At 40.9% G+C, this 23,906-nt stretch carries 18 protein-coding genes and 1 pseudogene; 2 read left to right on the top strand and 17 right to left on the bottom strand.

Annotation, left to right across the window (positions count from 1 at the left end; genetic code table 11):
- Positions 1-416, top strand: a 416-nt coding sequence (locus tag HZC45_00705; protein MBI5681690.1) for a tetratricopeptide repeat protein, incomplete at its 5' end; no start/stop codon positions are given.
- Here HZC45_00705 and HZC45_00700 read toward each other — a convergent pair.
- The 9 genes from HZC45_00700 to HZC45_00660 all read right to left on the bottom strand — a co-directional run bounded on the left by HZC45_00700 (position 372) and on the right by HZC45_00660 (position 12,596).
- Positions 372-1,190, bottom strand: coding sequence for a DUF116 domain-containing protein (locus HZC45_00700; protein ID MBI5681689.1), 819 nt, complete (start codon positions 1,188-1,190; stop codon positions 372-374). The two genes, HZC45_00705 and HZC45_00700, sit on opposite strands and share 45 nt — an antisense overlap.
- Positions 1,165-2,079 carry a methionyl-tRNA formyltransferase gene (locus HZC45_00695; GenBank protein MBI5681688.1) on the bottom strand — a complete coding sequence of 305 codons (915 nt, stop codon included), beginning with the start codon at positions 2,077-2,079 and terminating at the stop codon, positions 1,165-1,167. Before HZC45_00695 ends, HZC45_00700 begins: the two co-directional genes overlap by 26 nt.
- Before the next feature lie 50 nt (positions 2,080-2,129).
- Positions 2,130-2,687 (bottom strand): peptide deformylase, encoded by a 558-nt coding sequence (def, locus tag HZC45_00690; GenBank protein ID MBI5681687.1) that lies wholly within the window; start codon positions 2,685-2,687, stop codon positions 2,130-2,132.
- 65 nt (positions 2,688-2,752) lie between these two features.
- Positions 2,753-4,993, bottom strand: coding sequence for a primosomal protein N' (gene priA, locus HZC45_00685; GenBank protein MBI5681686.1), 2,241 nt, complete (start codon positions 4,991-4,993; stop codon positions 2,753-2,755).
- 107 nt (positions 4,994-5,100) lie between these two features.
- On the bottom strand, positions 5,101-5,739 hold the full coding sequence (locus HZC45_00680) for a DUF3047 domain-containing protein (GenBank protein MBI5681685.1): 639 nt from the start codon (positions 5,737-5,739) through the stop codon (positions 5,101-5,103).
- A gap of 174 nt (positions 5,740-5,913) precedes the next feature.
- Positions 5,914-7,407: a glycogen synthase GlgA gene (gene glgA, locus HZC45_00675; GenBank protein ID MBI5681684.1), complete on the bottom strand. Its 1,494-nt coding sequence runs from the start codon at positions 7,405-7,407 to the stop codon at positions 5,914-5,916.
- Positions 7,404-10,130 carry a valine--tRNA ligase gene (locus HZC45_00670; GenBank protein ID MBI5681683.1) on the bottom strand — a complete coding sequence of 909 codons (2,727 nt, stop codon included), beginning with the start codon at positions 10,128-10,130 and terminating at the stop codon, positions 7,404-7,406. Before HZC45_00670 ends, glgA begins: the two co-directional genes overlap by 4 nt.
- A gap of 202 nt (positions 10,131-10,332) precedes the next feature.
- Positions 10,333-11,793: a sensor domain-containing diguanylate cyclase gene (locus tag HZC45_00665; GenBank protein ID MBI5681682.1), complete on the bottom strand. Its 1,461-nt coding sequence runs from the start codon at positions 11,791-11,793 to the stop codon at positions 10,333-10,335.
- Positions 11,794-11,795: 2 nt separating this feature from the next.
- Positions 11,796-12,596 (bottom strand): response regulator, encoded by an 801-nt coding sequence (locus tag HZC45_00660; GenBank protein MBI5681681.1) that lies wholly within the window; start codon positions 12,594-12,596, stop codon positions 11,796-11,798.
- 179 nt (positions 12,597-12,775) lie between these two features.
- Between HZC45_00660 and nadB the strand changes: the two are divergent.
- Positions 12,776-14,377, top strand: a pseudogene (nadB, locus tag HZC45_00655) (L-aspartate oxidase).
- A 55-nt stretch (positions 14,378-14,432) separates the two neighbouring features.
- Here the strand turns inward: nadB and HZC45_00650 are convergent.
- The 8 genes from HZC45_00650 to ilvC form a co-directional block, all read right to left on the bottom strand.
- Positions 14,433-16,373, bottom strand: a complete 1,941-nt coding sequence (locus HZC45_00650; GenBank protein ID MBI5681680.1) for an ABC-F family ATP-binding cassette domain-containing protein — start codon at positions 16,371-16,373, stop codon at positions 14,433-14,435.
- 79 nt (positions 16,374-16,452) lie between these two features.
- The gene (gene fabI / locus HZC45_00645; GenBank protein ID MBI5681679.1) at positions 16,453-17,220 is read right to left on the bottom strand and encodes an enoyl-ACP reductase FabI; all 768 of its coding nucleotides are present in this window, start codon (positions 17,218-17,220) and stop codon (positions 16,453-16,455) included.
- On the bottom strand, positions 17,207-17,941 hold the full coding sequence (gene ubiG / locus HZC45_00640) for a bifunctional 2-polyprenyl-6-hydroxyphenol methylase/3-demethylubiquinol 3-O-methyltransferase UbiG (GenBank protein ID MBI5681678.1): 735 nt from the start codon (positions 17,939-17,941) through the stop codon (positions 17,207-17,209). Before ubiG ends, fabI begins: the two co-directional genes overlap by 14 nt.
- Before the next feature lie 28 nt (positions 17,942-17,969).
- Entirely contained in the window at positions 17,970-19,808 is a 1,839-nt protein-coding gene (locus tag HZC45_00635; protein MBI5681677.1) for a diguanylate cyclase, read from the bottom strand.
- Positions 19,809-19,833: 25 nt separating this feature from the next.
- Entirely contained in the window at positions 19,834-21,369 is a 1,536-nt protein-coding gene (locus HZC45_00630; protein ID MBI5681676.1) for a 2-isopropylmalate synthase, read from the bottom strand.
- 15 nt (positions 21,370-21,384) lie between these two features.
- A complete protein-coding gene (pssA, locus tag HZC45_00625; protein ID MBI5681675.1) occupies positions 21,385-22,182 on the bottom strand; it encodes a CDP-diacylglycerol--serine O-phosphatidyltransferase in 798 nt (265 codons plus the stop codon).
- A gap of 36 nt (positions 22,183-22,218) precedes the next feature.
- Positions 22,219-22,854, bottom strand: coding sequence for a phosphatidylserine decarboxylase family protein (locus HZC45_00620; GenBank protein ID MBI5681674.1), 636 nt, complete (start codon positions 22,852-22,854; stop codon positions 22,219-22,221).
- Positions 22,855-23,871 carry a ketol-acid reductoisomerase gene (gene ilvC, locus HZC45_00615; protein ID MBI5681673.1) on the bottom strand — a complete coding sequence of 339 codons (1,017 nt, stop codon included), beginning with the start codon at positions 23,869-23,871 and terminating at the stop codon, positions 22,855-22,857.
- Positions 23,872-23,906 lie beyond the last annotated feature (35 nt).

The raw sequence follows: 23,906 nt of genomic DNA, 5'->3' as shown, positions 1-23,906 counted from the left end.
GTTCTTATGATGAGGCGGAAAGTTCTTATCTGTCCGCTATAGAGAAATCCCCGTCAAATGGCATGTTTTATAATAACCTTGCATGGCTTTACATTTACGGCAGGCATGACTTGAATACTGCAGAGAGGTTTGCAAAGGATGCTGCGAGACTTGACCCTTCCAGAAAATATATCTATTCAGATACACTAGGTGTCATATATACATACAAAAATGATTTTAAAACAGCAGAAGAGGTGTTTAAAGACGCACTTAATGCTGCCCCGCCTGAAGATGCCTCCTCGCTTGCACATATATATACACATATGATTGCTCTGTATGCTAAAAGCGGAGATGAAGAAAATTTACAAAAGATAAGAGAAAAACTAAAGGGATTAAGCCCTGCCAATAACACCCCTTATCGCATCCCTCACCATTGAGACATCAACACCTGTGCCTATGCAGTAACCCTGCGGTCTTTTATTGACTATACCCATCACAGGTATCGGATAGGCATCCTGAATGCCGCTTGTCAGATCCCTTTCACATGCAACAGCAACAATAACATCAGGTCTTTTTTCATACACCTTTCTTCTGGCAATTGTTCCGCCTGTCAGGACATATATATCTATGCCAAATTCAGTCATAATACCCAGCAAATCCTTTATCTCACACATTCCGCAAGCAGCACAATTCCTTATATCCTGTGTAACCTTGATTTTACAGTTTACATACTGGATACAGTGCGGCATGAGGATAAGGACATTTTCAGGTCGTAACACCCTGCCCATTGCCCGTACAAGTTGATTGTTTACATCTATAAATGACTGTTCTATCTTTATTCTTGGTATCTTTAAGATTCCGCCTAGCATCACCATTAACGGCAGAAAGAACTTTATTAAAATGCCCCTCAATCTGTATGAGCGGAATATGTCCTTCCCATTCGTTACAGCAATAGTTACAGCAAATGCCGCTGTAGAGATGAACAGGATTAGTGTTAAAACTATAATGCCAAAGATGAGCGGCAGACTAGGGTGGATGTTATTCAGACCAACCGCAGGTATATACCAGAACAAAAATCCAACAACTATCAGGATAAATGTTGTGGCAGCAAGGAGGGCAATAAATATAGATTTTGGCGGCTTATATGAAACGCTTCCATCCTGTCCTGCAAACTCTTCTTCTCTGTCAATTAAGGATTTGACCTTTCCCAATCTTATAACCCCTTATGAATTCTCCAGCGCTCATCTTATCCCTGTTCTCAGGCTTAAGTTCAGTGATTACAAATATGCTGTCTTTTGCAGCAACTTCAATGCCGTCAGAAGACACATCAACAACAGTGCCAGTCGCCTCTTTTACTTTATCAGATTTCACAAAACCGCTGTATATCTTAAACAGTCTGTTTTCTATATGTGTGAATGCACAGGGTAATGGATTGAGTCCCCTCACAAAATTTCTTATAGAAGCAGCGTCCTTATTCCAGTCAATACGGCAATCTATCTTTTTCAAGACAGGTGCGTATGTTGCCATAGAATTATCCTGCTCTATCGGAATCACGGCATTGCATCTTATGGCATCAATTGTCTTTAAGAGGACAGCAGCGCCAACCTCCTTTAGTTTGTCATGCAGGGTTCCTGCAGTATCATCTTTAGAAATCAAAACCATTTCTTTTAAAAGGATTCTGCCTGTATCCATACCTTCGTCCATAAGCATTGTTGTTATACCTGTCTGGTTCTCACCATTTATTATAGCCCAGTTTATAGGTGCTGCCCCGCGATATTTTGGCAGCAAAGACGCATGGACATTTATACAGCCATTTTGAGGGATTTCCAGTATAGTTTTGGGCAGAATTCTGCCGTATGCCGCAACCACAATTATATCAGGCGATATATCTTTAAGTCTTTCAATAAACCAATCCTCTTTAATCCTTTCAGGCTGTAAAACAGGCATATTATATTCCTGTGCCAAAACCTTTACAGGAGGGGGTGTAAACACCATACCCCTGCCTTTTGGTTTATCAGGCTGGGTTACAACCACAGCAACCTCATCAGATGATTTCACGATGGCACGAAGTGATTCTGCAGCAAAATCAGGAGTGCCCATAAAAACGATTTTAAACCTTTTATTCAACAATAGTGCCATTGCAGTTTATTTCATAGCCCTTTTGTCTGGGTTTGACCTTTATGGGTTTCATCTGCCAATGCCTTTAGAATCTTCTTCTTTATAAACTCCCTTTTAAGACTGGAGAGCCTGTCTATAAATAATATCCCGTTCAGATGGTCAATCTCATGCTGCAATGTAATGGCAAACAGCCCTTCTGCCTTCAATACAATCTCTTTGCCATCCCTGTCAATCCCCTTAACTGTAATCATTTCAAACCTCTTTACCAGAGCAGTAAAACCAGGTATGCTCAAACAACCCTCTTCATATTCAATCTTACCGTCTTGTTCTAATATTTCAGGATTGATAACCGCTATAAGATTTTTACCCTTCTCATATCCTTCTCTGTTATCCTTATCAGGAACATCCATTATAATAACCCTCTTATCAACACCAATCTGATTGGCAGCAAGTCCTATGCCTTTGGCAAAATACATTGTATCAGTCATATCTTTTATAAGCTGCCTTATCTCATCATCTACAGTATCTACAGGTAATGCCTTTTTCTTCAGTAAAGGGGCGGGATATTTAACTATCTCAAAGACAGCCATGATTGTATAATACCTTATTTATCCCAAAAAAGCAGTTGCATTTTTTGGCAGAAAAAACAATTGCCCTACATTGTAGTCATAGGGTCAACATCTATGACAAGTTCAATGCCTGTCATTTTATTTTGCTCAAACCTATTTTTAATAGAATGTATAAAATCATGGAGTGTTTTTACATTCTTTCCTTTTACCAGCATATGCCACCTGTATCTTCCTCTTAAGAATGAAAGAAAAGTAGGTGCTGGACCTAACAAGATTATATCCCCTTTAAATCTCCCTATATATCCATCTGCAACCCTTTTTAGAGTATTTGCTGCCTTTATAACTTTATCTTCTTTACTCCCCTCTATTCTCAAGTTAACAAGTCTATAGAATGGAGGATAGTTAAGTTCCTTCCTTTTCCCAATCTCTTCATTAAAGAAAGATGTATAATCATGGTTCATAATGCTAAAAAAACAATAATGGTGAGGATTAAGTGTCTGGATTATAACCTTACCAGGTATATCTCCCCTTCCTGCCCTTCCTGCTGCCTGTGTCAGAATCTGAAATGTCTTTTCAGCACTTCTAAAGTCAGGGATGTTCATTGTGGTATCAGCAGAGATTATTCCCATAACAGTAACATTGGAAAAATGATGCCCTTTTGCAACCATTTGTGTGCCAATAAGGATGTCTGCCTCGCCTTTTTCTACTGTCCGAAGTATCTTTTTATGAGCCCCTTTCTTTCTCGTTGTGTCTCTATCCATCCGAACAACCTTAACATCCGAAAATAATCTCCGTATCTCTTCTTCAACCTTTTCAGTGCCAGTCCCCATGTCAACTATATTATATCCGTTACACTGTGGACAGAATGACGGAACGGGCATGGATAGGTCACAATAGTGGCATTTGATGATATTCTGTTTTTTGTGAAAAGTCATTGACACATTGCAGTTCAGACATTTAAATACATAGCCGCAGTCTTTGCAGATTATAAAATTTGCGAATCCCCTTCTGTTTAAAAAAAGTATTGCCTGCTGTTTTTTACTCAGTGCATCTGCTAAAAGACTTCTGAATCTTTCTGATAAAATTTTTGACTCCTGACTTTTTTCTTTCATGTCCACAATTTTTATCTCTGGCATAGGCCTGTCAAGAACCCTCATTGAGAGGTGCAAAAGAGAGATCTTGCTGCTTTTTGCATTATAGAATGTTTCTACAGACGGTGTTGCAGAACCAAGCACAACCACTATATTCAGGATTTTTGCCATCATCATGCTGATATCCCTTGCGTTATACCTGACACCCTCTTCCTGTTTATAGGATGTATCATGCTCCTCATCAACAATGATAATGCCGATATTATCTAAAGGCACAAAGAGGGATGACCTTGCACCAACAACAATATCAATATTCCCATCTCGTATCCTCCGCCACTGTTCATACCGCTCTTTATCTGAGAGTCCGCTGTGTATAACAGCAACCCTGTCTTCAAACCTTTTAACCAAATATCTGGCAAGCCCATAGGTAAGCGCAATCTCAGGCACAAGCACTATACCCCTTTTACCCATATCAATAGTTTTCTCTAATACCTTTAGATAAACAAGTGTCTTGCCGCTGCCTGTAACACCGTAAAGCAGAAATGGAGAAAACCTCTGACTCTTTACTTTTTCTGCTATCCTGCTGATAGCATAAGACTGTTCTGTATTTGGTTCATGTAAAATATCTTCTTCATCATCAAGGTCTCCCTGTTCTAATGCGGTCTCTTTATCTTTGATACTGTCTTTAGTATTTGATAGCTCTGCAATAAGTCCCTTTTCCAGTAATTCACAGATAATTGAATGCAGGTCTTTAATCCTTGTATACTTTGAAATAACCTTTAGTGAAACTGATTTTTTGCCTGCAATGACTTTAAGAATATCGGCTTCACTGTCTTTTAAGGATTTTTGCAAAGACTCTATACCCATGTCTGTTATGGCGAAGTATCTTTTATCTGATTGCGGCAGATGAATAAGTTTCAGTACCTCTCCAAGCGGAGAAAAATAGTACAGAGACATCCATTTGTAGAACTCAAGCCTACTCTCATCAAATATAGGCTTGTCATCCAGAACATCTATTATGTATTTTATATCATTAATGCCTGCGGTATCGGATTCTTTTGGGAAACCTACGGCATATCCGGCTGTAATCCTTCTGCCAAATGGCACAAGAATCCTTTTTCCTACAGACACATAGGCTGACAATGCTTCAGGTATCCTATAGATAAACTCTTTATGTATAGGGATAGGAAGGGCTAAAGTAACGAAGTGATGGTTTGTATCTATTTTGCTTTGCAAGATATTATAAAAATGAAACCCACATGAGCTGTTGGCTCACCTGTCTGCGTGTGTGAACACACACAGGCAGGCAAAGGGGGATGAAAAGATAACTTACAGAAAAGTAGTTAGTTTCTGGAAAGGTATATATCCCCAACAAATGCCTCGGCACTGCTCTTTGTGTCATCTGAATCTATCATAACAGATACCTTCCCAATTTTGGGAGGCTCTTCACCAAATAACATCTTATAATCTTCATATACATTTCTTTTCTCATTCAGCCACCTGCCCATATCGCTCTTTCCACTTCTTAAGATAATATATTTCGTTTTTGAAAATTTTTGACTTGTTGCAATGCTTCCTTGAGGGGCATTTGTGTCCCAGATGTATCCGATGATTCTGCTGTTTACATGTAATGGAAATTTTGGGAACACAATATAAATTTGGGCTGCCTGGTCATCTGTAGACTTTATCCTCACATCTCCGCCATCAGGAAGTTTTGTCACCTTCCACTGCCAGTTGAGATATGGTATTTCTGCTATATTTAGAGCTATCTCCTTGTAGAGGGCTGTAGATGTCCCCCTGCTTTTCAGGTGTAAAACCTGTCCCGCATCATCAGTATTAACAACCTTTATATCTGCATGTCCTTTCCACTCTTTTATCTGCCACCCTGACATAGTAATACTGTTTATTTGTGCAAACCTTGCAAGATGGATTATCTCCTCCTGAGCATCAATTGTGCCGGGAAAATTTACCCCCAGTAACACAAAAAATATCAAGATATATTTTAATGACCTGATGTTCATATAGTTCATATGGTAAATTTTACACATGTAATTACCACATTGCAACAAGATTTTTGCCTTGATTTTTGCCTTGACACTATTTGGCTAAACTGCCAAAAAATGCAACTGCATTTTTTGGGTAAAGGGTTTCATAATTCAAGTTATCAGATGATACAACTCAAGATACTTTTTTGCTGACCCTTCCCATGAGAAGTCTAAAGACATGGCATTTTGGATTAGTTTATCCCATGCCCCCTTACTATGAAATGCGGCTAAAGCCTTCTTTATCTTTTCGGTTAATGCAACGGGTGAATAATCATGGAATTTAAAACCATTACCGCTGCCTGCTGCAGTATCAAAATTCTGGACTGTATCATCAAGTCCGCCTGTTGCCCTGACAATTGGAATTGTGCCGTATTTTAAGGCATACATCTGGGTCATACCGCATGGCTCATAATAAGACGGCATGAGTATCATATCACAGCCTGCTGTAATCATATGCGCCAGTTTGTCATCAAAGGCAATCTTCACGCCAAGTTTTTCAGGATATATCCCTGCAAGGGATTCAAACATGCCACTGTATTTCCTCTCACCCGAGCCCACCACCACCATTCCAATATTCATTGACATAATATTGTCCATTGCCTCTGAAAGTATATCAAAACCCTTCTGGCTGGTAAATCTTGATATTATGCCGATTAAAGGTATATCGTCAGGGATTTTTAACCCATACTCTTTAAGTAATGCCTTTCTGCATAATATCTTGCCTGATAAATTTTTTTGGGTGTAGTTTGCCGGGATAAATTTATCCTTTGCAGGATCCCATTCGTCATAGTCAACACCATTCAATATGCCAAAGAGTTTATCCTTCTTTGTATTTAGTACGCCTTCAAGCCCAAACCCAAATTTGGGGGTTTGTATCTCCTGACAATATTTTTTGCTGACTGTTGTTATCATATCTGAAAATACAATGCCTGATTTAAGAAGGTTGATTTGTCCCCAAAATTCCATATCTTCTGGATTGAAAACATAATCAGGAAGCCATGTTATTGGAAACATATGTGACGGGAATAGTCCCTGATAAGCGATATTGTGGATGGTAAACAAGGTTTTTATGTTTGCATAGAAAGGGACATTCTTATATACAGTCTTGAGATATGCTGGTATTAACCCTGTCTGCCAGTCGTGGCAGTGGATGATGTCAGGCTTGAAATCCAGTTGTTTTACTGCCTCAAGCACACCTCTTGAAAAAAACGCAAATCTTTCCAGATTATCAGGGTAGTCGCTGTCAGGGGTAGAATAGAGGTATTCCCTGTCATAGTATTCGTCGCATTTAAGAAAATAGACTGTAGGGCAAAAAGCATGCTTTTTGCGGCTCAAGGCTGGAGGTGTTAATCCAGATAATCGTCCAGTGGTTTCTTTGATGCCGATATTAACAGAAACTTGAATCCCTGTATCTTTAATTGCTGATTTTTCTCCTGACTCCTGACTCCTGACTCCTGACTCCTGAATCTGTCTATAAAACGGTATTATGAGCCTTACATCACAGCCGAGTTTATTAAGCGCCTTTGGCAATGCCCCGCAAACATCGCCAAGACCGCCTGTTTTTGCATATGGTGTGGCTTCAGATGCAGCAAAAAGGATTTTCATCTCAATCCATTCAGCCTTTGTATATTTTCCTCAATCTTTGCCTTTTTCATGGTAAGTTCTGTAAATCTTGTCTTGTCCTTTTCAACCACCTCTGCTGGCGCTTTTGAGACAAATGCCTCATTTGAGAGCCTCTTTTCAAGTCCTGAAATATCTTTCATAACCTTTTCTACCTCTTTTCCAAGACGGCTGGTTTCTTCGGAAATATCTATCAATCCTTTCAGCGGTATAAATATCTCTATACCGCCGACAACCGCAGTGGCAGCATCTTTAAGTTTTAAGGTTGAAGGGTGAAAAGCATGCCTTTCACGGCCGAAGGCTGAAGACCTTGTAAGGGTCTTTACATAAGCATCTTCACTTTTCAGTAATTCTATTTCATCATCTTTTTCTGTATGGCATATTACCTCTATATTTGCTGATGGTGGTATATTAAATTCACTCCTTAAATTCCTTATTGCCTTTATAACATCCATTAGTCTATTCATCTTGATTTCATCATCTTTAAATATAGTTTTTTCATCTACTTCAGGGAATGCTGTATCCTGAATGCTTTTCCCTGACCCTTGACTCCTGACCCCTGACTCCTGACTTGTAATAGTTTCCCAGATTTCCTCTGTTATAAACGGCATAAATGGGTGTAGTAGTTTCATGGAATCCTGCAAGACCTTTAACAGAACCATCTGGCTGTCCTTTTTTTTCTCATCCCCATTATCTCCCCTTAAATCAGGTTTTATAAGTTCCACATACCAGTCGCAGAGTTCATGCCATATAAATTGATAGATTGCATTTGCAGCATGGTCAAAAGAATATTCATCAATGCCCTTTGTAACATCTTCAATGGTTTTATTCAGGCGGGTTAAAATCCATTTATCAGCAAGAGAGAGTTGAGGAGTTGAGGGGTTGAGGAGTTGAGGAGTTGATTTTTTAACTCCTAAACTCATTAGCGTAAACCTTGCCAGATTCCAAATCTTGTTTGCAAAGTTTCTGTAGCCTTCAATCCTCTCCTCTGCAAGTTTTATGTCCCTTCCCTGCGCAGCCATTGCTGCGAGGGTAAATCTGAATGCGTCAGTTCCGTATTTTTCCATCATAACAAGCGGGTCAATGACATTGCCCTTTGACTTGCTCATCTTCTGCCCTTCGGCATCCCTTATAAGTGCGTGGATATACACATCTCTGAACGGCACATCATCCATGAATTTTAAACCGAGCATGAGCATCCTTGCCACCCAGAAAAATATAATGTCAAAACTCGTTACAAGTGTTGATGTGGGATAGAAGGTTTTAAGTTCCTTTGTTTCATTTGGCCAGCCTAATGTTGAAAAAGGCCAGAGGGCTGAAGAGAACCATGTGTCAAGGACATCGGTCTCTTGCTGGATTTCAGGGGATTTGCATTTTTCGCAGACCTCTGGTTCTTCTGCTGAAACCGTTATAAAATCACACTGCTCGCAGTACCATGCAGGTATTCTGTGCCCCCACCAGATTTGCCTTGATATGCACCAGTCACGGATGTTCCTCATCCAGTCAAAGTATGTATTCTCCCAATTCTTTGGAATGAACCTTGTCCTGCCGTCCTCCACAGCCTTTATTGCTGGCTCTGCCAGAGGCTTGATTTTTACAAACCACTGTTTTGATTCTGTCGGTTCAACAACAGTTTTGCACCTGTAGCAGTGTCCGAGATTGATTTTGTATTTTTCTATTTTTTGCAGAAGCCCCAGTTCTTTTAAATCCTCTACAACCTTTTTACGGCATGCAAACCTGTCCATACCTTTATAGATGCCTGCATTCTCATTCATCCTGCCTTCTAAATCCATTACCTTGAGATACCGGAGGTTATGCCTTCTAGCCATCTCAAAATCATTAAAATCATGGCTCGGTGTAATCTTGACTGCGCCTGTGCCAAACTCCGTACTGACAGTTGAATCCGCAATAACTGGAATCTCCCTTTCAATGAGCGGCAGGATAAGCGTCTTGCCGATAAACGATTTATATCTTTTGTCATCTGGATGGACTGCAACTGCAGTATCGCCGAGCATTGTTTCAGGTCTTGTTGTCGCAACAGTCAAAAAACTGGGGATAGATTTTAAATCTGTCCCCACATCTGCGATTGGATAATTTATGTAATAAAGGCTGCCGTCAGTTTCCTCTGTCTCAACCTCTAAATCAGATAAAGCGGTATGACATCTTGGACACCAGTTTATGATATAGTCCCCTCTGTATATCAATCCTTCATTGTATAACCTTACGAACACCTCACGCACAGCCTTTGACAGCCCTTCATCCATTGTAAAACGAAGCCTTGCCCAATCGCATGATGAGCCGAGTCTTTTTAACTGATTTATGATTTGTCCGCCAGACTCCTCTTTCCACTTCCAGACCCTTTCAATAAATTTCTCTCTTCCGATTTTGTGACGGTCTGTGCCTTCTAACGCAATTTGTTTTTCAACTACATTTTGGGTTGCAATGCCTGCATGGTCTGTGCCAGGGAGCCAAAGGACCTTAAAACCCTTCATCCGTTTGTATCTTGCAAGGATGTCCTGAATTGAATTATTCAAGGCATGACCAATATGAAGTGAACCTGTGATATTCGGCGGAGGAATCACCATTGCAAATGCTGGCTTTTTAGACTCCGTATTAGCATGGAAGATATTTTCATCCAGCCAGAACCTTGCCCACTTTTCTTCAATGGTTTTTGGATTATAGACCTTATTAAGTTCTTTTTTGTTCATAGAGCCTCTTGTAGCCGCAAACTTTAGTTTGCGATATTTTTACGCAGGCTAAAGCCTGCGGCTGCAGGTCTGCAATTACAAAAAATTCTTACCCATAGATATAAAAATGGGGATTAAGAATAATCCCCATGTCAATCAGGGACAGATTTCAAATCTATCCCTGATAAATAAGTGCCGATGAATCGGCAGATACAAGTATTTTTTAATATAAAATTGATATGTAAAACTTTTTCCAGTTTTCGCTGCCTTCTATGACTTCTGCCCCAAACTCGTATCTGTTATGCTGATTTTTCTTTACATAAACAACTTTCATGGAAAAAGGATTAGACTCTTGTGAAGCCAGAGGCACATTCCCTGTATATGTATCTTCTATTTTGGTTTCAAATTCAACCTCTCCTCTAAACCCTGTCTTGCTGATATCCTTTAACACACACATCTTCCACTCTTCTTCTGTCCTGATTTCAATAAAAGAAGATGCCTGATTTGTATTTACATTGACATTTTGAGCGCCTTTTAAAACCGTAACATATCTTGTAGATACCCTCTTTTCATATGCGATATATTCCTTGTCCCCTGATAAACTCCAAATCACCTTATTTCGTCCCTTTTGTTTGCCCATGAGCATAAATCTGTCTGCACTGTTAGTAATCTCTTCTGGTGTAGTCCCATCCTGTGAATATGCTGCCACACCTAAAGTTATGGTTATTTTTTCAATATCTTTACCTGTTATACTTTGGGCAAGTTTCTCCTCAACCATGAGCCTTGTCTTTTCAGCGGTGAGCACAGCGTCCTCCTTACATATTCTGGGCAGGAGTATTACAAACTCCTCACCGCCATATCTGGCAACGATATCGCTCTGTCTTATATTTGCCCTGATGATTGATGCCAGATTTTTAAGTATTTCATCACCAACAATATGACCGTATGTGTCATTAAAATATTTAAAATGGTCAATATCCAGCATAATAATGGAAAAGGTTTCGCCGTATCTAACTGCCCTGCTTGACTGCCTGATTATGCTGTCAGAAAAGAATCTCCTGTTGTATAGTCCTGTTAGACTATCAATCATAGACTCTTTTTGTGCCTTTTCATAGGACCTTGCCCTGTCAATGCTATTTGCCACTGTTGATGCTATGGCACTAAAAAATTTTTTATCATCTTCTTTAAAGGCATTAATATCCTGTTTATGGATGGTCATGACCCCCACTGTATTGCCGTTACTTATCATTGGTATTGCCAGAAGTGAGCCTACAGAAGGTATAATTTCCTTACAATCTATGCATCTATTATCTTTACTAATGTCCTGAATCAGAATAGACTCGCCTGTAGATGCTACAATCCCTGTAATTCCTTCACCCAATTTAAATGTTATATCCTCTGTTTCATCGTGGGTGATTCCGTTTGCCTTCCACACCTTGAGTTCGCCGCATTCCTCATCCAGAAGCATAAAGCAGAAATCTTTAATATTGAGGGAGGTTTTTAGAAATTTTACTGTGCTGTCAAAGAGTTCTGTTACCTGAAGGGAGAGATTTAGATTTTGACTTAATCTATAAAGGGTATATAGTTCAAAAAATCGTTCCTTTAATGCCTTGCTTTCTTTATGGGCAAAGATAAACAGGTTGCTATCACCTAAAAACTTTAAATCTTCAATAGTCTCGGCCATTTTTAAGTTCCTGTGCTTATTGTCTTTAATAGCACATTAAAGATTTTTTCAATCTCTTTTTTTACTGCTTTTTCTGCAATGTCAGGGATAATTTTTTTAGCCATCTCTTCAACTGTTTTTTCCACAGAGTACTCAAGTTGCGAACTTATTGCTGCCTCAAGCCCTGCAGGTTCTAAGGATGGAGACAATGGCTGCAGCAAGGTTTCTTTTACCCTTTCCTCTGTTTCTTTCAGTGCATGGGTTTCTTGTTTAGAATCTGCATCAAATTCAGCATCAGTTCCTTCTATTATCTCTTCCAGCGGTTCAATTATCGGAATATCATCAATACTGCTTGCCTTTAAATCCCCTTTATCCTCGTCCACAAATCCCCAATCATCAGTTAAATTGGCAGGTTCTGTCGGGGACATAGTTACAGGTTCATCCTCAACCATTTTGGGGTGCAGGAATAGATTTGTAATCTTATCTATCAGTTCCTGAGAGTCAAATGGTTTAACTATACTGTCATCAACACCTGCCCTTTTTGCCTCTTCTTCATTTATTGGTTCAAATGTTCCTGTCAGGAGAAGGACAGGGATATGCTTTAAAGATGATGTATTCTTTACATATTTGCACACTTCATAGCCATTCTTGCCGGGCATTGCAGCATCCACTATAACCATATCAGGTTTTGTTTCACATATCTTTTCAATTGCAGAATTGCCATCACTAACAGAAACCAATTCGTATTCTGTATCAGCAAGAATAAGCGAAACAACCTTCTGTATAGTTACGCTGTCGTCTGCTAAAAGTATTTTCCCTGTCATAAAACCTCAAGTAATATAGGTTGATTACCTTAAAAATGTGCAGGATTATTTGCATAATTATCACCCAAATTCAATCAAAGTCAAGGGTTTTTTCCATTTTTTTCCGTTTTCCAGCCTTGACAAACCATCGGTTTTTATCATAACCTTTTAAAAAATCTTAAATTTATGGTGTGTGCGCTTTGGAGATTAGAACAGACTTTCTTATCATAGGCAGCGGGATTGCCGGGCTTTCCTTTGCATTAAAGGCTGCAAGATACGGAAGTGTCTCTGTTGTCACAAAAAGGGAGAGGACTGAATCCGCAACCTTTTATGCACAGGGAGGCATTGCCTCTGTCTTGAGCAAAGAAGACACCTTCGAAAACCATATAAGAGATACGATAGAGGCAGGTGCAGGTTTATGCCATCCTGATATAGTTGAACTTGTTGTAAATGATGGTCCTGAACGAATATATGAACTTATTAACCTTGGGGCAAGATTTACTACAAGAAAAGGTTATGATGAAACAGAACTGGATTTAGGCAAAGAAGGCGGGCATTCAAAAAGAAGGATTGTCCATGCTGAAGATTTTACAGGCAGGGAGATTGAAGAGGCAATGCTCCGGGCAGTTGATGCTGAAAAAAACATTGTCATATACGAAAATCATATTGCTGTAGACCTTATTACACATTAAAAATTTGTTGAAAAATGCGAAAAGGATATGTGCTGGGGGGCATATGCCCTTGATAAGAACACAGGCGGAATCCATACATTTCTGGCAAAGACCACGATTCTGGCAACAGGCGGCGCAGGAAAGGTGTATATATACACAAGCAACCCTGATGTGGCAACAGGAGACGGCATTGCTGTAAGTTACAGGGCAGGGGCAGTAGTTGCAAATATGGAGTTTATCCAGTTTCATCCTACATGCCTGTATCATCCAAAGGCAAAGAACTTTCTTATATCAGAGGCAGTGCGGGGAGAGGGCGGGATTTTGCGGCTTAAAGATGGAACAAGGTTTATGGAAAAGTATCATCCTTTGAAAGAACTTGCCCAGAGAGATATTGTTGCAAGGGCAATAGACTTTGAACTTAAAAAAAGCGGTGATGACTGCGTATTCTTGGATATAACCCATAAGAAGCCTGAATTTATAAAAGACAGATTCCCCAATATATACGAAAAATGCCTGTCGTTTGGTTATGACATGACAAAGGAATCGCTCCCTGTTGTCCCTGCTGCTCATTATGTGTGCGGCGGCGTAGCAACAGATAGTTTTGGAGAGACAAACATCAAGAGGCTTTTTGCCATAGGTGAAACCGCATGCACAGGTCTGCACGGGGCAAACAGACTTGCGTCAAACTCCCTCCTTGAGGCAATGGTCTTTGCCAACAGGGCGTATGTCATGGCAAAGGATATTGCAAAAGACAAAACAATCATAATCCCCGATATTCCTGAGTGGCAGGCAGGCGGCGCTGTTGACAGTGATGAGGCTGTTGTTATCACACAGAACTGGGATGAAATCAGACGGCTCATGTGGAACTATGTTGGCATAGTCCGTTCCAATAAAAGGCTTGAAAGGGCAAAGCGGAGGATTGACCTTCTGCAAAAAGAGATAGATGAGTACTACCGGAACTTTGTGGTAACAAGCAACCTGATTGAACTCAGAAACATTGCAACAGTTTCAGATTTAATCATAATGTCAGCAATAAAAAGAAAGGAGAGCCGCGGACTCCATTATAATATTGACTATCCTGAAAGGGATGATGAAAACTGGAAGATTGATACGGTCTTAAGAAATAATTAACCAGAAAAATAAAAACCAAATACATTTTTCGGGTTAATCATTTAACCTTAATTTCTTATGAAGACTTATACAGAATGTCGCTTGTTTCTGCCGTGCGCATAACAGCAGGGGTTGATGTAAATGATGATGAGTCAGGACTTATCAATTCTATCATCCTTTGTTCAAATTCTTTGGACTTCGCATCATGCTCACTGGTTAAGGACTCCAACTCCTTAAAAAGGGTTTCAATCTGACTGTTCAATTTATGAATGAAAACGGATGCCGTTGATATGGTTTCGCCATCTCCCTTTTCCGAAGCCTCAACAAGGATTCGGCTCTCATTTTCCACATCCTTTTCCAAAAACATGATGCTCTTTTCAACAGCAGCAATCATCTTTTGCAGAGGTCCTAATATCTTTGAACGGTTTTCGTTTAATTGAGACCTCCGCCTCCGCATCTCTTTTTTATTGATATTATTGTTTTGTTTGCTGATTGGACGGCTGTTGTCAGCCTCTTCCGCCCTCTCACTTTCCCATCCTACCTGATCCAAAAATTCCTGATAGGTTCCCTCGAACAACTCTACCTTGCCGTTGTCAAATACGATAAGCCGGGTGGCTACACTGTTGAGAATCATCTCGCTGTGAGTTACGATAATCACACCGCCGTCAAATGCCTCAATAGCCTCAACCATGGAATCAATAGAGTCCATATCCAGATGATTGGTAGGTTCGTCCAAGAGAAGCAGATTGGCAGGGGTTACCAGCAGTTTCCCAAGTAAAACCCTGCTCTTTTCGCCGCCAGAAAGCACCTCTATCTTTTTAAGAGCCTTGTCGCCGTCAAACATCATGATTCCGCATATCTTGCGGCCAGCGCCCATATTGCAATCCGAATGCGTGTCCATAATCTCCATCTCAACGGTTTTTTGAGGGTTAAGGCGGTTGATATTGGTCTGACCGAAATAGGCGATAGATAAATTTTGATTGTGCTGCACCGCTCCTGTCTGCGGCTGCAACTCGCCTGCAAGTATGCTTAAGAGGGTAGTCTTGCCTTTTCCGTTTTTGCCTATAATGGCAATCCTGTCGTTTTTCCCAACTGCTATGTCCAAGCCGTTAATAAGCGGCAGACTATCATGATGGTAAGAAAACGATATGTTTGCCGCATTCATCAGCCATTTGCCCGGAAAGGGCGCGGACTTGAATGAAAAATCAAGGGTTCGTATATCCGACAGTTTGTCAAGTTTTTCCATCTTAAGAAGCGCCTTTACCCGCGACTGAACAGCCTTTGCCTTGGATGCCTTTGCCCTGAAGCGGTTTATAAAGTCCCCCACCTCTGCACGTTTTCTTTCATCTCCAATGCGGGTCTTCTCATGGATTTCTTCTTCCTGCGCTATCTGCTGATAAAATTTTTGGGTAGGCCCGGCAATCTTCTTCATCTTGCAGCGGTGAATGCCCATAGTGTGAGTTGTTACGCTGTCCATAAATTCACGGTCGTGTGTGATGATTATGAGTTCGCCTTTCCAATTGCGGAGAAACCTCGTCAGCCACCGCACGGATACAATGTCCAGATAATTTGTCGGCTCGTCAAGAAGGAGGAGGTTAGGCTCTGAGACCAGCACTTTGGCAAGGTTCAAACGAATCTGGTATCCGCCGGAGAGCATGGAAGGACTCCGGTCAAAATCATCCGTAGAAAATCCGAGACCCATGAGGATGCTCTTTACCTTGTAACTTTCATCAATCCCATCATCAGATACAGGAAGACTAATGCATCCCTCTTTCAGAACAGTATCTTCAGTAAAACGGATATGCTGGGAAAGATGACCGATAGTATAATAATTCGGAATGCTGATAACGGCTGAGTCCGGCTCTTCCTCTCCGAGGATCATCTTGAAGAGTGTTGTTTTGCCGTGCCCGTTCCTGCCGACTAATCCAATCCGTTCCCCGGGATTCATTACAAAACTCACATTGTCAAAAATCACCTGTCTTCCGTATGATTTTTCCAAACCACTGACCTTAAGCATGTCCGTCCTTTCTTAAACCGATAAGAATTATCCCGAAAATGGGCGACTAAATCCTCCCCATTTTCATGTGGGTTTCGTATTACATCCCTACAATGTTATAACCTGCATCAACATATATAATCTCCCCTGTTACGCCGCTTGAAAGACTGCCTGCCAGATAGACTGCTGTATTTGCCACATCCTCTGTCGTAACATTTCTCTTGAGAGGGGCTTTACCTTCAACAACCTGCAGCATATCTCTGAATCCGCTTATACCCATTGCTGCAAGGGTTTTAATAGGACCTGCTGATATGGCATTAACCCTTATGTTTTTCTGCCCCAAGTCTGCTGCAAGATATTTCACACTTGCCTCTAATGCCGCCTTTGCAACACCCATTACATTATAGTTAGGCACAACCTTCTCACTTCCGTAATATGTCATTGTTATTATACTGCCGCCGTTTGTCATAAGGGGATATGCCCGCTTTGCCAAAGCCACAAGGGAATATGCGCTCACATCCATCGCAAGTTTAAATCCATCCCTTGATGTGTCAACAAACATGCCTTTTAATTCTTCTTTATTTGCAAATGCAATGGAATGAATAAGGATGTCAAGACCGCCCCACTGACTTTTTATATTTTCAAAAACAGCATCTATCTCTGCATCGTTTGTTGCATCGCATGGCAGAATGAGTTTTGAACCAATAGACTCTGCAAGGGGTCTCACCCTGCTTTCAAGCACAGCGCCTGCGTATGTAAATGCAAGTTCAGCGCCTTCTCTTTGCAAAGCCTGTGCTATTGCCCATGCAATGCTTCTTTCATTCGCAACACCAAAGATTATTGCCTTTTTGTTATCAAGGATGCCCATTTGTCCTCCCATTTTTTACTCCATACCCCAAGTAGTTTATACTTGTATTGTCTGAAATCCTGAAATCAAAGAGCAAGGGGTCAAATCTCATTCCTTTAATCTCTTCAACACTTACACCATTTTCCTGCAAAAGTTTTACAAGAAAAGATGGTCTTATAAATCTTTTGAAATCATGCGTGCCTTTTGGAACCATGTTTAAGATGTTCTCTGCCATGAATATGGCAAAAAACCTTGATGAGAGGGTCTTATTCAGAGTTGAGAAAAAAAAATAGCCGCCTATTTTTAAAAGACTGCATGCGTCTTTCAGAAATTTTGAAAGGTCATCCACATGCTCCAGAACCTCGGCGCAGATAACGATGTCAAAGTAAGTTCGGAGTTCGGAGTTCGGAGTTCGGAGTTGAGAAACAGAAGACACCTTATAATCAATATCAAGTCCTTGTTCCTTTGCATGTCCTTTTGCAGCATCAATTGCAACAGGGGATAAATCAATCCCTGTAACAAAAGCCCCTGTCTTTGCAAATTCCTCTGAAAGTATGCCGCCCCCGCAGCCTATATCAAGAACCTTTTTATCCTTGAGACCTCCTTCAACCTTGCCTGAAAAATATGAAAATCTTAAAGGGTTAATCCTGTGAAGCGATACAAACCTGCCTTTCGGACTCCACCACTCTTTGCCAAATGCATCAAATTTTTGAGATTCTGTAATTTCTGCCATAGATTCCATTAACCAAACTGCTCACTGCTTACTATTCTTAACTGGCAGCCTCTTCTGAAATTTCTTTTTCAGCCCTTACTGCCTTTGTTGTCTTGTTTCTGCCAGTGGCTTTAGACTGATACAATGCATTGTCTGCTGACTCTACAAGTTCTTTTAAATCTCCCGATATATTAGGGTAAGTAGATATGCCAAGACTTATGGTTACACCCTGCGGCATGCCGCTTACCGCCATAACAGAACATCCTTCCACAGCAGCACGAACCTTTTCAGCAACATGATACGCCCCTTCTACATCAGTATTTGGAAGCACAAGGATAAATTCCTCACCACCCCATCTGCCAACTGTGTCCGACTCCCTGACAGTCCTTGTTAAAACCTCTGCCATAAGACGCAAGACCTTATCCCCAAAGGCATGACCATGTGTATCATTAAACTTCTTAAAGTGGTCTACATCTATCATCACAACACTAAGCGGCTGTTTATATCTGCCTGCAACAGACGCTTGCTTTTCCAACACATTATCAAGGAATCTGCGGTTATAAAGTCCTGTGAGTGAATCCCTTATGGATAACTTTTTATGGGCATTTAACAGCCTCATATTGCTTATTGCAGGAGCAAGTGATGAAATATATGACTCTATGGTAAAACACCGCTCAGGTGTAAAATAACCTGTTTCATTGCTGACAAGGTGAACCCATCCAAGCATTGCCCCGCCTGTTGATACAGGAAAACATACATAACTCCCCTTTTTCTGAACTATTTCCTGATACGGACAGCGGTATTCATTTTCCACATCCCCGACAACAAACTCCTGTCCTGACCTGACTGCCCTGCACAGCACCGCCTCCTGAATCACCCTCATATCATACTGCGTGGAAGCAGATAATGGCATCTCTCCTTTTGTCCTTTCATAAGAGGCAATGAGTTCTGCCAGATTCTCGCTGTTATTAAAAGACACTGCAACAATCCTATCCAGTTCAAAATTCTTATTCAAAAAATTGGTGAATATAGTGTAGCACTCGGGTTCTGAAATCTCGTCCCCTATGAGTTTGCCAAACTTTACAAGATGTTTTAGTTTCAGGAGTTCATTGTCCAGTGTTTCACGGGTGTTATGAAGCCTCTCTGAAAGCCCGACAAATGACACTGCAAGTTCGCCGACCTCATCTTCAGTCTGAATATTCAAATTCTCAATTTTATTCCCCTCTTTTTCAAAACCTTCTACAGCCTTTTTTAACCTGACAAGAGGAATCCCAAGCCTCCAGCCAAAAAACAGGGCAGATAGTATCAAGGCTGCTATAATTCCAACGCTTGCCAGAATTGCCATAAATTTTGCCTTCCTAAATGATGACTCTACATTGTTAACAGTATTTATTCTTATGGCATTTATACTCTTTATCAAATTGTCTTTTTTCTTATGAAATTCATCAGTAAATGAGTTGCCTACCACCCGGTCATACTTGATATATGCATCTGTCATCTCAAGACTTAACTTATAGTAATCATTAAATACCTTATCAATTGCCTCTAACTTTTTAAGCACATCGGGCTTATTCTGATTTGCCTCTGTTAATGTTTCTAAACTCTTATAGTATCTCTCCACAGATGCATTTACCTTGTTATAGGAATCAGGTACGTGCGTTAACGCATAGTCTGTAGTCCACTGGATTACCTGATGAGTTGAATCCGCCATGCCATCCATAAACTTCATCTCATCTACTGTCTTTTCAACAATAAGACTTGCAACGCCGATATATCCAAGTGCAATGACTACAGGAAAGAGTGTGATTAAAAAACCCGCAAGGATTTTAGTCCCAAGCCTGAATCTGCCAAGAACTTTTATCTCTATTGTTTCCAGAGTTCTTTCCAGCCATGTCATTTGACATCACCTCCCTATTTCTTATCTACACCACCCTTACCTTCTTCTCCCTCTTTTTATATTCCAGTTTATTAATGGCGTTTATATATGCCCTTGCGCTTGCAACTATTATATCAGTATGCGCCCCCTGCCCTAAAACAATATGTTCGTCTTCCTGAAGCCGAACAGTAACCTCACCCTGCGCATCAGTCCCGCCTGTTATGGCATTGACTGAATAACGCAATAATTTGCTCTTTGTTTTTGTGATTTTTGCAATCGTCTTATAAACAGCGTCAACAGGGCCATCGCCAAAACCAGCCTCTTTTATATGCCTCCCGTCTATAAACATCTCCACAGTTGCACTTGGCACAGATTCAGTTCCGCTCACTACATTTAACTTGTCCAGTTTAAACCTCTCTGGTATCTCTATCCTCAAGAGCTCATCAGCAACTATTGCCTCAATGTCCTCATCAAAGACCTCTTTTTTCTGGTCAGCGAGGGTTTTAAATCTCTCAAATGCCTTGTTTAAATCCTCATCTGATAGTTCATAGCCAAGTTCTTTGAGACGAGTCTTGAATGCATGTCTTCCTGAATGCTTACCCATTACAAGTTTTGATTGGGCAATGCCAACAGATTCGGGCCTCATTATTTCATAGGTTGTTTTTTCCTTGAGGAGTCCATCCTGATGAATCCCTGACTCATGGGCAAAGGCATTGTCCCCAACAATCGCCTTATTAGGCTGGACCATAATCCCTGTGATGCTGCTAATAAGCCTGCTGGTTGGATATATTTCTTTGGTGTTAATTGTGGTAGCAAGATTGAGTATGTCCTTTCTTGTCCTTAATATCATAACAATCTCTTCCAGAGATGCATTCCCAGCCCTTTCGCCAATCCCGTTTATTGTGCATTCAACCTGTCTTGCACCGTTCATAACAGCGGCAAGGGAGTTTGCAACAGCAAGCCCAAGGTCATTATGGCAGTGAACACTTATTACTGCCTTATCTATATTTGGAACATTCTCCTTGATTCCCTTTATCAATGCCCCAAACTCTGATGGGATTGCATACCCCACAGTATCCGGTATATTCAATGTTGCTGCCCCTGCATCTATCACTGCCTCAAGGACTTCGTAGAGATATGCAGGCTCTGAACGGCTAGCATCCATTGGTGAAAACTCAACATCCTCAACATATCCCCTTGCCCTTTTAACCATTTCAATAGCCCGCTTCTTTGCCTCATCCCTTGTCATTTTGAACTGATGCTTAAGATGGATGTCTGATGTTGATATAAATGTGTGGATGCGCGGCTTTGGAGCGCCTTTCAAAGCCTCCCATGCCTTGTCTATGTCTTCTGGTTTTGCCCTCGCAAGGCTGCATACAATAGGTCCCTCTACCTCATGGGCAATCCTCTGGACAGCCTCAAAATCACCGGGGGAACTAATGGCAAAGCCTGCCTCAATTATATCCACACCGAGCCTTGCCAGTTGCTTTGCAATGATTACCTTTTCCTCTACATTCATAGAAGCGCCCGGTGATTGTTCGCCGTCTCTTAAGGTGGTATCAAATATTTTGACATAATTCATAAATAAACTCCCAAATCAATCCCCCTGTCTCTTTTTCTCCAAAGGGGTGTGAAGATGAAGAACCTTTGATTTAATGACCTTGTGCTGTCTTTTTCTGAAAAATATTGTTGTAACAGGACCTGACAGGACATAACCGAATGTCAATACAAACAGGACAATCTGTGGTTCTGCGGCAATTGCTATAAGGAGGAGTATCAAACCAACCAAAAGCATGAAAGGCATCTTCTTAGTCAGGTTTAATTCCTTAAAACTATAATATTTTGTATTGCTGACCATTAAAAAGGCAAGGAGATAGACAAGTATTAAAACCGTTACATGCTTTGTTATTTCTCCATAACCAAAATAGAAAAATATAATAACAGTTGAGGCAACCAAAGATGCAGCGGCAGGTATTGGCAGACCATTGAAACTCTTACTTTCTATGGTAGTTATCTGAACATTGAACCTTGCAAGCCTTAGCGCTCCGCATACAACATATAAAAATGCCGCAAGCCAGCCGTATCTGCCGAATGGTCGGAGTGCCCATGTAAATATGAGTATTCCGGGGGCAAGACCAAAGGCAATCAAATCAGCAAGCGAATCATATTCAACGCCGAATTTACTTGTAGAGCCTGTAAGCCTTGCAATCCTGCCGTCAAGCCCGTCAAGGACAGCAGAGACCAGTATTGCTATTGCCGCCCTATCAAAGGCTCCGTCAAGGCAAGCAATGATTGAATAAAAACCGCCGAATAGACTTGCTGAGGTTACGAGGTTGGGGAGAATGAAAACCCCTTTTTTTATCCCTTCTGGTTTTGGTTTCTGTCTGTCAATCATATTAAATGCCGTTGTAGAAACCCTATAGCCTACAGCCTATTGCCAATAGCCTAATATTGAACTCCCTGCTTTCACTTTATCGCCAACCTTTACATCTATTTTATATTCAGGCGGAAGATATACATCCAGTCTTGAGCCAAATCTTATCATGCCAAATCTTTTGCCTTTTTCAACTGTATCACCCTCTTTTAAATAGCAGACAATCCTTCTTGCAATAAGTCCTGCAATCTGAACATATACAATTTTTTTACCTTCTAAAGATTCTACAACAACCGCATTTTGTTCATTTTCCAGAGAAGCCTTGTCAAGATTTGCAGAAAGGAATTTACCTTGGTTATAAAAAATGCCGGTAACTTTCCCTGACACAGGGTTTCTGTTTACATGGACATTGAAGACATTCATAAAGATGCTGATTTTGATTGCATCGCTTTTAAGAAATCTGTCTTCAAATACCTTATCGACAATTATTACCTTGCCGTCTGCAGGCGATACAATTGCATTTTCATTAGTCGGTATTTCCCTTTCAGGGTCCCTGAAAAATGCAATAACAAATATTGTCCATAAAATAAGGATGTAGGCAAATGGTCTCCATCCTAGCCACAGAAAAAATATTGTTATAACAATTGAAACCAGTATAAAGGGGTAACCTTCACTGGCGATTGGAATACGCATTCAGTTCTTGCTCTTATCCACTATCTTTCCCTTCTTCAACCACGGCATCATGGCGCGGAGATTTTCACCCACCTTTTCTACAGGATGGTTTTGTCCTTTTTTTGTAAGTGCAGTAAACACAGGCTTATTTACCCTGTTTTCCAGCATCCATTCTTTTGCAAATGCGCCGCTTTGGATTTCAGACAATATCTTCTTCATCTCTTTCTTTGTCTCTTCTGTTATAATGCGGGGACCTCTTGTCAAATCACCGTACTGGGCGGTGTTGCTTATTGAATATCTCATGTTGGATATACCGCCTTCATATATCAAGTCCACAATCAGTTTTAGTTCGTGCAGGCATTCAAAATATGCCATCTCCTCTGGATAGCCTGCTTCAACAAGGGTTTCATAGCCTGCCATAATAAGCGCTGTTGTCCCGCCGCACAAAACCGCCTGCTCCCCGAATAAATCTGTCTCTGTCTCATCCCTGAATGTAGTTTCAATTATACCTGCCCTGCCGCCGCCGATTGCAGAGGCATAAGAAAGGGCTACATCTTTTGTATCTTTAGATGGGTCTTGATGCACTGCAATAAGCATTGGCACACCATTGCCTTTTGTATATTCATGTCGGACAAGGTGCCCAGGTCCTTTAGGTGCAGCCATAAATACATTTATACTGGCATCAGGCACAATCTGCCCAAAGTGTATATTGAAGCCATGTGCAAATGCAAGATATGCCCCTTTTTTAAGATTCGGTGCAATCTCATTTTTATACAAATCGCCTTGCAATTCATCCGGCACGAGAATCATCACCACATCCGCCTGTTTCACGGCAGCGGCAACCTCCAAAACCTTGAGACCCGCGCCCTCCGCCTTCTTCCACGAGCCGCCGTCCTTTCTAAGACCCACAACCACATCAACACCGCTTTCTTTTAAATTCTGTGAATGTGCATGCCCCTGACTGCCGTAGCCTATAACAGCAACCTTCCTCTTTCTGATAATCTCCAAACTTGCATCCTTGTCATAATAAACCTTCATCTAATTATCTCCTCTCGTTATTCGTGTGCGTTATG

It is taken from the genome of Deltaproteobacteria bacterium (genome assembly GCA_016223005.1).
Taxonomy (GTDB): domain Bacteria; phylum Desulfobacterota; class GWC2-55-46; order UBA9637; family GWC2-42-11; genus JACRPW01.
Note: the sequence above shows the minus strand (reverse complement) of the source record. Positions and strands in the feature narration are given on the sequence as shown.